Genomic DNA, 12,353 nt, shown 5'->3' on the forward strand with positions numbered 1-12,353 from the left:
GTGGGCCGCAAGGTGGGCCATCCCCCAGACACGTGCCTCGCACGACGTACGCGGACCAATCGAGTATAACGCCCGGTCTACTATCCGCTTACTTCGTGCGCGGCTTGTTTCGGATGATTCGCTTGCTTCTTGCGCGGCTTGTTCGGCAAGCGAACAGGCTTGAACTTGTTGACCCTCTCGGAAAAGGGGCTTAGAGTTCCCTGCTTCGCCTCGGCTACGAGAATAGCCACATGATTTTGCGCGGGGCGAAGCCGATTCATTGAACACCGTCTTCTCGCCGGCTGCCAAGATGTTGGCAGACTGGTCGATCAAATTCCTAAAAGCAGCTCATGTCTGACTCCCCCACACCGCAGCCGGACAAACAGAAGCGGCGGCCAGAACGCCCTTCAAATTCCAACCTGATCCTGTACGTCCTCGTCGGGCTGTTGCTCTGCGTCGTGCTGCTGTCGCAGTTCGGTGACGTAGGCAGCGAATCGCTCAATACGAGCGAGTTCCTTAACGGGATCGAAAGCGGCAAATTCTCGCAGGAGACTGTCTCCGATCTCACGATCGGGCAGAGTACCGTCTCTTTCACCTACAAGTCAGATGAAACTGAAGACGGCAAGCCGGTCGAGAAGAACTACCGAGTCAACATCACCAGTTTCGGCGACTCCGGTCGCGTCGACCTGCGGAAATTGCTCGATGAAAACAAGGTCGGCTACAACGATGCGTCCGACCAGTCGCAGTGGCAGATGCTCATCTACACGCTGCTGCCGTTCGCGCTGTTTCTCGTCGTGATCCTGATCATGCTTCGCCGTTTCGGCGGAGCCGGCACTGCCATGAGCTTCGGCCGCAGCCGAGGCAAGCTCGCGGCCCAGGAAGACGTGGGGATCACCTTCTCTGATGTCGCCGGCATCGACGAAGCGGTCAATGAGCTGAAAGAGATCGTCGAGTTCCTCCGCACCCCGCAGAAGTATCAGGCCCTCGGCGGTCGCATCCCGCGCGGTGTGCTGCTCGTCGGACCTCCGGGAACGGGCAAAACGCTGCTCGCCAAGGCCGTTGCGGGTGAAGCCGGCGTACCGTTCTTCAGCCTCTCGGGTTCCGATTTCGTTGAAATGTTCGTCGGCGTCGGTGCGGCCCGTGTCCGCGACATGTTTCAGCAGGCCGTCGCGAAGTCGCCGGCGATTATTTTCATCGACGAACTCGACGCCCTCGGCAAGACCCGCGGCAGTGGGATGCCGGGCGGCCACGATGAGCGCGAACAGACTTTGAACGCGCTGCTCGTCGAAATGGACGGCTTTGACAGCGACCAAAGCGTCATTGTGATGGGTGCGACCAACCGCCCCGAAACGCTCGACCCTGCCCTGCTTCGCCCCGGACGATTCGATCGCAACGTGACGGTCGATCGGCCCGACAAGCGCGGCCGGCTTCATATCCTCAAAGTCCATGCCAAGAAAGTGAAGCTCGCCGACGACGTCGATCTCGACCGAATCGCGCTGATCACCCCCGGCTTCGTCGGCGCAGACCTCGCCAACCTCGTCAACGAAGCCGCGCTGCTGGCAGCACGAGCCGACAAGACGGAAGTCACCAGTGTCGAGTTCGAGGAAGCCGTCGAGCGGGTCATTGCCGGACTCGAAAAACAGGGCCGCGTGATTCATGAAGAAGAGAAAATTCGAATCAGCTATCACGAATGCGGGCACGCCCTCGTCGCCTGCAGCCTGCCGCACACCGATCCGGTCCACAAAATCAGCATCATCCCCCGCGGCATGGGGCTCGGCTACACGCTGCACTTTCCCGAAGACGAACGGCTACTCACAACCCGGACCGAACTGATCGCACGCATCTGCTGCTTCCTCGGCGGTATTGCGGCTGAGGAGATCGTGTTTGAAGAAACGTCGACCGGGGCGCAGAACGACCTCCAACGGGCCAGCGATATTGCTCGCCGGATGGTGACCGAATTCGGGATGAGCGATAAACTCGGCCGCGTCCACTACAGCGAGACCCGCACGTCGTTCCTCGGTCCGCAGGCCTCCGGCGAGTCGATTCACGCCGAAGAGACCGTGCGCGAGATCGATATGGAAGTGAAGCGTATCATCGACGAAGCCAATGCGACGGCACTCGAAGTTCTGACGACCCGGCGGGAAGTGCTCGACCGGCTCGCCAAGGAGTTGCTTGAAATCGAGGTGATGGATTCCGATCACCTTCAGCGGATCCTTAACGAGTACAAGGGCGGCTCCGGCCCGCAACTCAAACCGGGCACGTCGGCGAAAGCGAAGACCGATCCGGTCGATCGCTCCAAAGCCGCCGGCGAAAACCCCGACGTCGGTCCCGCGGACGGTCGCGGGGGGATCGAGATCGGGTAGGCAACGCGCAATGCACTCAAGCCCCGTTCAATCGAAGCCTGGCTGATCGAAGGCCCGGCTAAGACCCGTTCTGTATCCGCTCGGGCATCTTTGGGACAAGGAGATGTTATTTTCATCGTCGTAATCCGAAGCCCGCTGTGGCCTCGGCATCTGACCCCCGGAGTTGATGTTTGAGCGGTCGCCTTCTAATTTGACGATTCCAATTCGCCTCCCGCCTGAGTCGTCCTTCCCGTGATCCTGACCGCTGTTGTCTCATTGATCGCCGGCGGCGTCCTGCTTTATGCAGGGGGCGAATTTCTCGTTAAAGGCGCGTCGAGTCTCGCCCTGCGTTTGGGGATGACGCCACTCGCCGTCGGACTGACCGTCGTCGCCTGCGGTACAAGTTCGCCGGAACTGGTCGTCTGTTTGAATGCGACCATGAAAGGCTTTAACGATGTCGCCCTCGGCAACGTCGTCGGCTCCAATATCGCCAACGTCGCGTTGATCCTCGGCGTGACGTGCCTGATCTCGCCGATCCGCTCGCAAAGCCGACTGATTAAATTTGACGTCCCGCTGATGCTGATCGCCGAACTGGTCGTGGTCGCCTTCCTGTTCGACCGCACCATCGGGCGGCTCGAAGGACTGATGCTCGTCGCGGGATTGATTGCCTACATCTGGGTCAACTTCAGAACGGCGGGCGACGAACCGCCGCAGACTGTCGAAGAGTTAACCGAACCAGCCGGCAAACTGGTCCCGGGTCGGGTACTGCTCGATTTGCTGCTGATCGGCCTTGGGCTGGCCGGACTGATCTTCGGCGGACGCTTCTTCGTCGGCGGGGCCGTCGACCTGGCCCGCTATTTCGAAATGCCGGAAGCGGTCGTCGCGTTGACGGTCGTCGCGTTGGGAACCAGTTTGCCGGAACTGGCCGCCTCGGCCGTTGCGGCACTGCGCGGCAAAGGGGACCTTGCCGTCGGTAATGTGATCGGCTCGAACATCTTCAACGTCCTCGGGGTGCTCGGCGTGACCGGCGCGGTCAGCCCCGTTTCGATGGGCGGAATCACCACCGTCGACGTCTCTGTGATGCTCGCGACGAGTTTTGCCATGTGGCCATTCCTGTGGTTCTTCGGACGGATCACACGCATCGAAGGAGCGATTTTTCTGATCGCTTATATCGGTTATATGGTGTGGCTGTTCCGCTTCGCGTGATGGTTGCGCCCGCGTATTCGCCGCGGATGCGTTTCGATTGGGACACGGACCCCTCACACCCGGATAAACCGACACAAACCACGTCCCCGTTTCGACCCGGAGCGGTTTCGCTGCTTGCCCGGCAGGTCATGTGATGTAAGTACAGGTGAGAGATAATAACTCACCCGTATCTGCCGGAGACCGCACTCATGCTGCCTGCGCCCCTAAAATTTGCCGCCATCGTCGGCGGCGCGATCCTCTACATTTTATTGCAAGCCGCGCCGGCTGATGCAGGTCTGTTCGGACGAAGCCGATCGAACTGCGGCGCCAACGGTCGCCCCTGCGGCCCCGGCGGACCGATTAATTTCCTCATCCCGCAACAAGTCGCCGGGGCGAACTTTCGCTACGCCTGCGCCCGCCACGATCGCTGCTATCGGATTCCCGGGATCAATCGTCAATACTGCGACCGCGTCTTTTATCGCGACCTGATGCGGGCCTCTGATCGCTCCTACTTCCCGCCCATCGCACGCACCTACGCCCGCATGTATTACTTCTCGGTCAAAGTCGGCGGCGCGACCCCGTTCCGCCAGGCCCAAGGCCTCGTCGGCTTTTAAGACAAGAATGCATTTTGACAAGTCGAAAAAGCCCACGAGTTGCAACTCGTGGGCTTTGTCGCGCGCTCACCGAATACTCTCGTCCGGCAACTCCGTTTTAATCCCCTGATCGATCGGCAGCGTCTTCCAGGACTTCCCGCCCGTCTCTGCAATTAAATCGTTGAGCCGCCCCCGAAGCTCTTTCAGCTTGCCGGCGTACCGCGAATCCTCGGCGAGATTGGTCATCTCGTCGGGGTCGGATTTGAGATGATAAAGCTCAGACATATGCCGATCGGGCCCTCCATCGCCGTGCGGGTAGCGGACATATTTCCATTCATCAGTTCGAATGCCGCGGACGTTCGGCGTATACGGGAACTGCTTCTCATAGTTGTATTCGTAATACCAACCATCGCGCCAGCTTGAATCGTCTCCCTTCAACAGCGGTACCATCGAGCGGCCGTGAATGTCTTCCAAAGGCTCGGCTCCCGCGACCTCGACGATCGTCGGCGCGACGTCAATATTGAGTACCTGCTTCTTAATTCTCGACCCCGGCGAGATCAGCTTCGGGTACCGCATAATCAGTGGGACGCGGATGCTCGGCTCGTGCATCGCCCGCTTGTCACTCATGCCGTGCTCACCGAGGAACATTCCGTTATCCCCCGCAAAGACAATCAGCGTGTCGTCCAGCACCCCGGCCTTCTTTAACGCTGCGTACACCCGGCCGACGCCGTCGTCGACCGACTTCATGCTCGCCGTGTACGACGTCACGAAGTTGTCGAAGTCCATTACCGCCGGGGCCGAGCGATCAGGGAACTTTTCACGGAACCCGTACAGCGGCCCGTAAATTCCATGCCAAGTGTCGAGCCTCTGCTCGATCCACTTCGGCTTGCCCTTCAGGTCGAATGCCGAGTGCGGATAATTAATTTCAATCTCGCGATACAGATCCTTGTACTTCGGCTCCGGCGTGAAAGGTGTGTGCGGCGCCTTATGGCCCAGACAGAGGCAGAACGGCTTATCGGCCTCAGACGCACCCTTCAGCCAATCGACGGCAAGGTCGGTCACGACGCCCGTGTAATAACCTTCGATGATCTCCCGCTCGCCGTTGACGTTCCACTCCGTGTCGAAATAGTCCCCCTGCCCTTTATGGCTAACCCAGTGATCGAACCCCGGCCGCGGGCTGTCATCGCCTTCCCCCATATGCCACTTGCCGATGTAGGCGGTCTCGTAGCCCGACTCTTGCAACCGCCGGGGGAAACTTGCCAGATCACGCGGATAGTCGGTGAAATTATTCACAACGCCGTGCGTATTCGCGTACAGCCCCGACAAAAACGATGCCCGGCTCGGCGAGCAAAGCGACGTTGTGATGAAGGCGTTCTTGCAATACGCGCCTTCCTCAGCGAGCCGATCGATGTGCGGCGTTTTTAAGAACGGATGCCCCGCACACGAAAGCTGATCCCACCGCTGATCATCGGTGAGAATAAATAGCACGTTGGGCCGCTCCGCCGCATGAGCGAGCGACGGGAGCAAACAGCAAATCAGCAATGCGAGTCGCAGCATATCAAATCCTCACAAGTGATATACAAGCCGCGCACGAAGTAAGCGGATCAACGGGCGAGCGTCGTTCCTTATTCGATCCGCTTACTTCGTGCGCGGCTTGTGTAGAGTCAATTTACAATCAACATATTAGCTTCTCGGGTGGCCCGGTTCCTGTAGAACCGGGCGGCGAAGCCGCAGGAGGCCTCGGGGAGCGATCTCAAAATTTGGCACTGGCTTGGTAGTTCGTAAGACCTCACTGAGACCTCTTGTCGCTTTGCGACCCGGACGTGTAGCGTCCGGGCCACCCGATCAAGAGAGCATTATCCCAAGTTCTTTCGAATCCGCCCAACGGCTTCCTCAACATTCTCCCGGCTGTTGAACGCGCTCAGGCGGAAGTAACCTTCACCCGCGGCGCCAAAGCCGCTGCCGGGGGTGCCGACGAGATGAGCTTCGTTTAATAAGCTGTCGAAGAAGTCCCAACTGGTCGTTTTGCCCGGCGTCTTGAGCCAGACGTACGGAGCGTTCACGCCGCCGTAGCAGTCGATGCCGATCGAGCCGAGACCTTCGCGGAGCAGCCGGGCGTTCTCCATGTAGAATGAGATTAATTCCCGCACCTGTGATTGCCCGGCCTCACTATAAACCGCCTCGGCGCCACGCTGCACGATATACGAGACGCCGTTGAACTTCGTGCTCTGCCTTCGGTTCCACAGCGGGTGAATCGCGTGCTGCTCACCGGCTGCCGTCGTCCCCGTCAATTCCTTCGGCACTACGGTGAAGGCGCACCGCGTGCCGGTAAAACCCGCGTTCTTGCTGAAGCTACGGAACTCGATCGCGCAAGTCCGGGCGCCATCGATTTCAAAAATCGATCGGGGCAACGACTCGTCGGTGATAAAAGCCTGATAGGCCGCGTCATAGAGGATGATCGAGTCGTTCGCATTCGCGTAGTCGACCCACTGCTTCAGACCCTCTTTGGTGATCGTCGCCCCCGTCGGATTATTCGGGAAGCAGAGGTAAATTAAATCGACCTTTCCCTCCGGCAGCGGTGGATTGAAATCGTTTTCAGCCGTCACCGGCAGATAGACAAGCCCCTCATAGCCCCCCTGCTCCTGCATTTCGCCGGTGTTGCCCGCCATCACGTTCGTGTCGACATAGACGGGATAGACCGGGTCGGTGATCGCGATCCGGTTATCAGGACCGAGGATGTCGAGGACGTTGCCCGTGTCGCATTTGGAACCGTCAGAGACGAAGATTTCATCGGCACTGATATCGCAGCCCCTGCGGCCGAAATCATGCTCGGCGATCTTGTCGCGCAGAAATGCATACCCCTGCTCCGGCCCGTAGCCGTGGAATGAGTCGTGCCGACCCATGTCGTCAATCGCCGTGTGCATCGCATTGCGAATCGCTTCAGGCAACGGCTCGGTCACATCACCAATGCCGAGCTTGATGACAGCGGCATCAGGATGAGCATCGGTAAAGGCCTTCACCCGGCGACCGATCTCGGGAAAGAGATACCCGGCCTTGAGTTTCAGAAAATTGTCGTTAATCCGCGGCATTTGAGAGAGTTCAGGGTTGAAGGAAGAGAATTAGCACACAAGCCCGAAGCGCAAGCGAGCGACTACTTATGCGCCCGCAATTGTCGGGCAATACGTCGGGAAATTCAAACCGAGGCGACGTTTCGCAGTGAGCCTTACTCGTCGTCAATCAAGCGAATCGTTGCTTCGTCGACCACTCGATAGCGACCGTTCAAATCGAAACGTCGTGGCAGAACGTTGAGGCGGAAGGCTCGCTGCAATTGATCGAGTTCGTATTGCTCGATTTTCCCACCTTTTCCGAGTACCAGAAAGCTATGAGGCGACTGGCACGCGACGAGAGTATAGCAATCGCCACGCTGCCTTATTCGCTGATCGGCATCGAGAAGGATGCCAAACGACACCCGGCTGGCGCGATATGCTGCGATGTCGATGGCCGAATCTGTCACCCTCACGGGGAAAACGTGAAAGCTATCAACATCACGTCGTATCGTTTCAATATCCAGCAACCCCCGCACGGTCTCAAAAGATAGATTCGTCTTAACAATCGCCATCGCGACTCGCGGCGATGAGGCATGCATCTCCCAAGCCAACCACGGATCGAGCAGGCCGAACTGGTGCAGTACCGGCAGCAGGACTATTAGAACGGACACCACGGAAGCGAAACGATCACCGATTGAACTCATTGAACTTGCCTTCGCGGCAATACGTTTAATAATCGCTTCGAGATGTCGGACTTCTTAACTCCGATGGAAAACGCACCGTTGCGAAACTCCAGCGACGGGGGATGAACGGCCGCACGTGCGTTGCGGAAAGCATCTTGAAATCCGATGGGAAATATGCCGGGCAGTGCATGATATTGCGGTGATTTTCCGATCATGAATTGCTGCGAAAAGCCATCGCGCATTGCAATTACCACACAGCAGCCGATAAGCATTCTTCGACTTGGATTGACCGGCGAGCCTAATAGCCTCTCGCTCTCATCGGTGAGTATGAGGTCATTGGCAAAGGCATAAACAATTCCACCCCTGGCAAAACCTTTTGGCGATTTGCCCCTATCACCGCCTCCGACACGATTCCACAAGTCAGTTAATTCAGAAGTATGCGATCTAATTCTTGACGCACGCCGATTGTCAGGGTGATACACTGCCCAAGCCGGCCAAGGATCGAGCAGGTGAATTTGATAAAGCACCGGCAACGCGATTACAACCACGGCCAGCGCCGACGTGAACCGGTCGCCGACTGTTAAAAGCGTTTGAGTTTGGTCTCGAGGTATCGAAATAGTTCTACGTCCCTTGGCAGTCCATTAAACCAACCCTGCTCGATGCGATGTGCGACCTGCTGGTAATCGATTGGCGTCGACCACTCGAACCTGTCAACACTTGATCGGTCCGGCCGAAATAAGTTCTGGTCTCGCTCAATCCGCAACGCCCCTCGCAACCGGTAGCGTTCGTCATGTCCCGCATGGGCTGCGTAAGAACCCTGAACATGCCGGGCCAATGCCAGCATCGCCCCAACAGAGACACGTTGGCTGGAATAACTGTTGACTCCCAGAGTGATTCGTGCCCAACCCGAAATCGATTGATACTCGTTATAGCTGTCAGCATGACGCACAAATGGGCTGCGATCAACATCTGAAAAATTCAGCCAACGCCTGGCGAAGCCTTCGGACGCGAAACCCGTATGCCAGTGCTCTCCGAACACCCTACGCTCCCAATCACACAGATGCCGATCCGGAATATTCTCGAGAATTCCGGTGCCCAACCTGATATCGCACTTACTCTCGCGCACACGATACACCTCCCAAGCCAACCACGGATCGAGCAGGTCACATTGATGCAGAACGGGCAGGCCAATGACAACTGCGGCAAGACACGCTGCGGCACGATCACCCAGCTTCATCGTCGCAGCACCTGTGTGATTCTTGTTTGGCGATTAAAGAGCCGTTGGCGGGGCGGCAGCGGTTCGTCAAATTCCCGCATCGGGCATATGGCGACCCACGAATTGGGCAACGAGGTAGGGATGTATCGAAAATCGATTTCGCTCCCTTCCGCAATTCGTCCAGAAGACTTTGCTTCAGCGACGATTCCATCAAGCAGGCGAACTGACGGGTAGGCGGGAACGCCGAGTAACTCTCCAGATTGATCACGAACCAAGGCCTCTCTCCAATACAGCAAGTATAATGACGAAGGTTCCGGAATATCATTTATCACACGGGTCACGCCGCTCGCCCTGGTAGCCTTCATTGGGATGTTCCAAGCACTTCCATCGCTGAGCCGAATTTGAACTTCTACATAGTAGCAGTCTGAATCAACCCACGCCGGCCGAGGGTCGAGCATCCCGAACTGATACAGAACTGGTGCCGTCACGGCGAGAGACGCAACCACCGTGGCAAGAACAGTGCCACTTAATAAATTCGCGTGTTCCGTGGCGTTCATCGAACCCTATTTTGGCTGGCCAATACAGACGATCTTCGTCGAGCGATACCATTCAAATACAGCTCTTCGGTGAACAGGGTTGACCTCAGTTCTCGATCGGTTTTTACCGCGGAAATATAGATCGACTCATGAGGCGGGCCGTATCGAATCAGACAGGACTCCGCACTGATTTTCCTCATCCGAAGAGCCGCATCCATGCATGCACCGATCAGCACTCGACGAGCCGGAACGACCGAAATCGCCAAGCGTCGTCTCGCCCATATCTCCGGTTCGATGCTCCAATATTCAACATGCGAATGCCAACCGCCCGATGTGTATCCGAAGCCGTCAAAAAAAGTTAATTCGGCAATGATGGACTCATCAGAATTCACCTGGGTCGCTAACGAGGATTCGACGTGACTGACACGCCACTCATCAAATTCAGTGCTGGCGACCTCTGCGCGAAAATACAAGACTGACCGCGGAGGCGTCGCATAAACCGCCCAAGCAGGCCACGGATCAAGCAACCCAAACTGATATAGCACGGGCAGCATGGCTACAATTGAAAAAAGGGCCGACGCGGAGACGTCTCCGGCTCTAAGAATTGTTCTCGCTGTAGCAAATTCCATTGATCAATTGCAGTTAATCTGGGTAGCGAGTTGAAGCATCCCCTGCGCAGGTGCGTCGGCACATAACCTTCGTCGATTCGGCAGTTCCATCCGTGGACGAGTTCCAGCCCCACTTCCTCACAATACGATTTGCCTTCCGGGGCGAGGATCGGGGCGTAGCCGAGCGAATTCAGCTTGCGGGCGGCAACCAGGAGCACACCGACGCCGGTACGGTCACTGGCGTAAGGTTCTACCCCTAATACCGCGACAGACCAACGCCGAATGTCGATTTTGCCGTACCTGCGAAGCGGTTTGTCTGAAACCCAGTCGGTGACGAAAGCGGAGCGAATCGTCGCGTCGAGGTCTTCGGCATTCTCAACCGATGCGTGCATCGTCGGGTGAGTTCGATGGCGTCCCGAGGCATGCACCGCCCAAGCAGAACACGGGTCTAGCAGGCCAAAGTGATACAGGACCGGCAACAGCGCGACTGACACAACGAGCAGTGTCGCCAACGTGTCGCCACGGTCAGTTTTCCATCGCAAGATCGGCATTGGGTCGACGCTTTCTTTGACGGGGGGAAGCATTGAGGAGGCCGTCGGCAAAGAAACTTGCGGCTAGCTGTTCGTGGACCGAACAATGCCAAGGCTGATAAAACACAGTAGGCGGGCAGACGAAGAACGATTCCGACGACGGCATTAACAGCGGAATATAGCCGTTGAACGGAATACAGCGTGCCGCCCCGAGCGATGCCCCAAAGCGATAGCGGCCCCCTGACGGCAGGTCGACCCCCAACTCATGCCGAGCCCAGGCTCTCACATCGATTGATCCCAGCTTTAATTCAGAAGTCGTATTGAATTCCTCTTGGCGAAAAGACATTCGCAATCCCACTGGGAACTCGGCAATCTTGTCGCTGACAATCGTCAAATGCGACTGCTTGCTCGCCTCCGCCCGATAAACCGCCCAAGCGGGCCACGGGTCGAGCAGGCCGAACTGATACAGTAACGGGAACACGATGACGATCGCGACCAGCCCCGTCGCTGCCTGATTGCCTGTTTGTTTTAACTTTGTACTCATCGTGCATCCGCCATATCGAATGCTTCGAAGGGACCGCGCGGCAGGGCATTCAAATAGAAGTATTCGTTCAATTGGCGAACGTGAATAGGAAGAATCGTGCCATCGCGATGGATCACAAAATAAAATGGCTGCTCGCCGTAGGTGAGAAAACACAGGCAATCCAAATGATCCTTCGATCGCCGGCAAAAGTCGAGATGCGCCCCCATGGCTAGTCGGTCCGACGGCAATAGCGGCACACCCAGTTCTTGAGCACACAACGGCCCAGGCCAGAAGCGTCGCCGGGTTGGCTCATCATATTGCCGAACAGAAGCTTGGCCCACCGCGGTGCCTCCAATCATATCGAATTCGGTCGGCAACCCACTCAGCGGAGCAGCGACCTTTGGCTGTTGTTCGTAGAACTCAACGAATGCGTCCAGCGGCGCCGACGACGGCGTGACATACACCGCCCATGCCAACCACGGATCGAGCAGGCTAAAATGAAAAAGCACGGGCAACGCCGCGGCGAACGCGGCCACATACGTTGCCGTACCATCGGCCGCCCGAATGAGTCGATTCGGCTGATACTGAATCACGGCGTCTGTATCCTCGGGAGGGCATTCGGGAAGTAAGCTGCCGCGGGACCTTGCAGGTCCCACGGATGACTCCAACCGGTATGCATTCCAATAAACATCGGCGGCCGAACGCGTGACACGGGCAACGGCGACACACCGGAAGTGAAATCCGCTAGTGGTCCGAGCCGAGTCCCGACATTAATGAGTATGCCCGCGTTGACGCGTTCAGCGGGATAACTGTCGACCCCGAGCATAGTTTGTGACCATTCCCGCGGGACCGCAGCCGCGAATAAAATTGTCGACTTTCCGCTGTTCTCATAATCTTCGACGACCTGCGGTAAATGAAAATAGCTTGTCGAAATTGGCAGGTTGTAGTCTTCAGCATACGGATGCCATTTGAGTTCATAAGGCCGATGCCGGGCCGATAATGAAGCGTGCGTTGCCCAAGCCGGCCACGGGTCGAGCAGCCCGAAATAATAGAGCATTGGAACGGCCATCACTGCCCATGTTATTAACATCGCAATTCGATCAGACAAAGA

The 12,353-nt window shown here is 57.3% G+C and carries 13 protein-coding genes; 3 read left to right on the forward strand and 10 right to left on the reverse strand.

Annotation, left to right across the window (positions count from 1 at the left end):
* Positions 1-329 precede the first annotated feature (329 nt).
* From ftsH to Pan189_RS19670, 3 genes are all read left to right on the forward strand, one after another.
* Positions 330-2,342 carry an ATP-dependent zinc metalloprotease FtsH gene (gene ftsH, locus Pan189_RS19660; protein ID WP_145365786.1) on the forward strand — a complete coding sequence of 671 codons (2,013 nt, stop codon included), beginning with the start codon at positions 330-332 and terminating at the stop codon, positions 2,340-2,342.
* Positions 2,343-2,573: 231 nt separating this feature from the next.
* On the forward strand, positions 2,574-3,527 hold the full coding sequence (locus tag Pan189_RS19665; protein ID WP_145365787.1) for a calcium/sodium antiporter: 954 nt from the start codon (positions 2,574-2,576) through the stop codon (positions 3,525-3,527).
* Positions 3,528-3,715: 188 nt separating this feature from the next.
* On the forward strand, positions 3,716-4,120 hold the full coding sequence (locus tag Pan189_RS19670; RefSeq protein ID WP_145365788.1) for a phospholipase A2 family protein: 405 nt from the start codon (positions 3,716-3,718) through the stop codon (positions 4,118-4,120).
* A 66-nt stretch (positions 4,121-4,186) separates the two neighbouring features.
* On the opposite strand, the gene Pan189_RS19675 is transcribed toward Pan189_RS19670, so the two are convergent.
* From Pan189_RS19675 to Pan189_RS19720, 10 genes are all read right to left on the reverse strand, one after another.
* Positions 4,187-5,656 carry a sulfatase family protein gene (locus Pan189_RS19675; protein ID WP_145365789.1) on the reverse strand — a complete coding sequence of 490 codons (1,470 nt, stop codon included), beginning with the start codon at positions 5,654-5,656 and terminating at the stop codon, positions 4,187-4,189.
* A 299-nt stretch (positions 5,657-5,955) separates the two neighbouring features.
* Positions 5,956-7,188 carry an LL-diaminopimelate aminotransferase gene (locus tag Pan189_RS19680; protein ID WP_145365790.1) on the reverse strand — a complete coding sequence of 411 codons (1,233 nt, stop codon included), beginning with the start codon at positions 7,186-7,188 and terminating at the stop codon, positions 5,956-5,958.
* 134 nt (positions 7,189-7,322) lie between these two features.
* Complete coding sequence (locus Pan189_RS19685) at positions 7,323-7,850, reverse strand: hypothetical protein (protein WP_145365791.1); 528 nt, start codon at positions 7,848-7,850, stop codon at positions 7,323-7,325.
* Positions 7,847-8,377, reverse strand: a complete 531-nt coding sequence (locus Pan189_RS19690; protein WP_145365792.1) for a hypothetical protein — start codon at positions 8,375-8,377, stop codon at positions 7,847-7,849. The genes Pan189_RS19685 and Pan189_RS19690 overlap by 4 nt, the downstream gene beginning before the upstream one ends.
* A 32-nt stretch (positions 8,378-8,409) precedes the next feature.
* The gene (locus Pan189_RS19695; protein WP_145365793.1) at positions 8,410-9,066 is read right to left on the reverse strand and encodes a hypothetical protein; all 657 of its coding nucleotides are present in this window, start codon (positions 9,064-9,066) and stop codon (positions 8,410-8,412) included.
* Positions 9,063-9,602, reverse strand: coding sequence for a hypothetical protein (locus tag Pan189_RS19700; protein WP_145365794.1), 540 nt, complete (start codon positions 9,600-9,602; stop codon positions 9,063-9,065). Before Pan189_RS19700 ends, Pan189_RS19695 begins: the two co-directional genes overlap by 4 nt.
* A gap of 535 nt (positions 9,603-10,137) precedes the next feature.
* On the reverse strand, positions 10,138-10,740 hold the full coding sequence (locus tag Pan189_RS19705; protein ID WP_145365795.1) for a hypothetical protein: 603 nt from the start codon (positions 10,738-10,740) through the stop codon (positions 10,138-10,140).
* The gene (locus Pan189_RS19710) at positions 10,715-11,263 is read right to left on the reverse strand and encodes a hypothetical protein (protein WP_145365796.1); all 549 of its coding nucleotides are present in this window, start codon (positions 11,261-11,263) and stop codon (positions 10,715-10,717) included. The genes Pan189_RS19705 and Pan189_RS19710 overlap by 26 nt, the downstream gene beginning before the upstream one ends.
* Positions 11,260-11,835, reverse strand: a complete 576-nt coding sequence (locus Pan189_RS19715; RefSeq protein WP_145365797.1) for a hypothetical protein — start codon at positions 11,833-11,835, stop codon at positions 11,260-11,262. Before Pan189_RS19715 ends, Pan189_RS19710 begins: the two co-directional genes overlap by 4 nt.
* A complete protein-coding gene (locus tag Pan189_RS19720; RefSeq protein ID WP_310820811.1) occupies positions 11,832-12,350 on the reverse strand; it encodes a hypothetical protein in 519 nt (172 codons plus the stop codon). Before Pan189_RS19720 ends, Pan189_RS19715 begins: the two co-directional genes overlap by 4 nt.
* Between the last annotated feature and the right edge of the window lie 3 nt (positions 12,351-12,353).

Source organism: Stratiformator vulcanicus, from assembly GCF_007744515.1.
Lineage (GTDB): Bacteria > Planctomycetota > Planctomycetia > Planctomycetales > Planctomycetaceae > Stratiformator > Stratiformator vulcanicus.

Bases quoted from the DNA above. Each gene is read 5' to 3' on its own strand.
- ftsH (WP_145365786.1), top strand. From the start codon at position 330: ATGTCTGACTCCCCCACACCGCAGCCGGACAAACAGAAGCGGCGGCCA.
- Pan189_RS19670 (WP_145365788.1), top strand. From the start codon at position 3,716: ATGCTGCCTGCGCCCCTAAAATTTGCCGCCATCGTCGGCGGCGCGATC.
- Pan189_RS19675 (WP_145365789.1), bottom strand. From the start codon at position 5,656: ATGCTGCGACTCGCATTGCTGATTTGCTGTTTGCTCCCGTCGCTCGCT.
- Pan189_RS19680 (WP_145365790.1), bottom strand. From the start codon at position 7,188: ATGCCGCGGATTAACGACAATTTTCTGAAACTCAAGGCCGGGTATCTC.
- Pan189_RS19685 (WP_145365791.1), bottom strand. From the start codon at position 7,850: ATGAGTTCAATCGGTGATCGTTTCGCTTCCGTGGTGTCCGTTCTAATA.
- Pan189_RS19695 (WP_145365793.1), bottom strand. From the start codon at position 9,066: ATGAAGCTGGGTGATCGTGCCGCAGCGTGTCTTGCCGCAGTTGTCATT.
- Pan189_RS19700 (WP_145365794.1), bottom strand. From the start codon at position 9,602: ATGAACGCCACGGAACACGCGAATTTATTAAGTGGCACTGTTCTTGCC.
- Pan189_RS19705 (WP_145365795.1), bottom strand. From the start codon at position 10,740: ATGCCGATCTTGCGATGGAAAACTGACCGTGGCGACACGTTGGCGACA.
- Pan189_RS19710 (WP_145365796.1), bottom strand. From the start codon at position 11,263: ATGAGTACAAAGTTAAAACAAACAGGCAATCAGGCAGCGACGGGGCTG.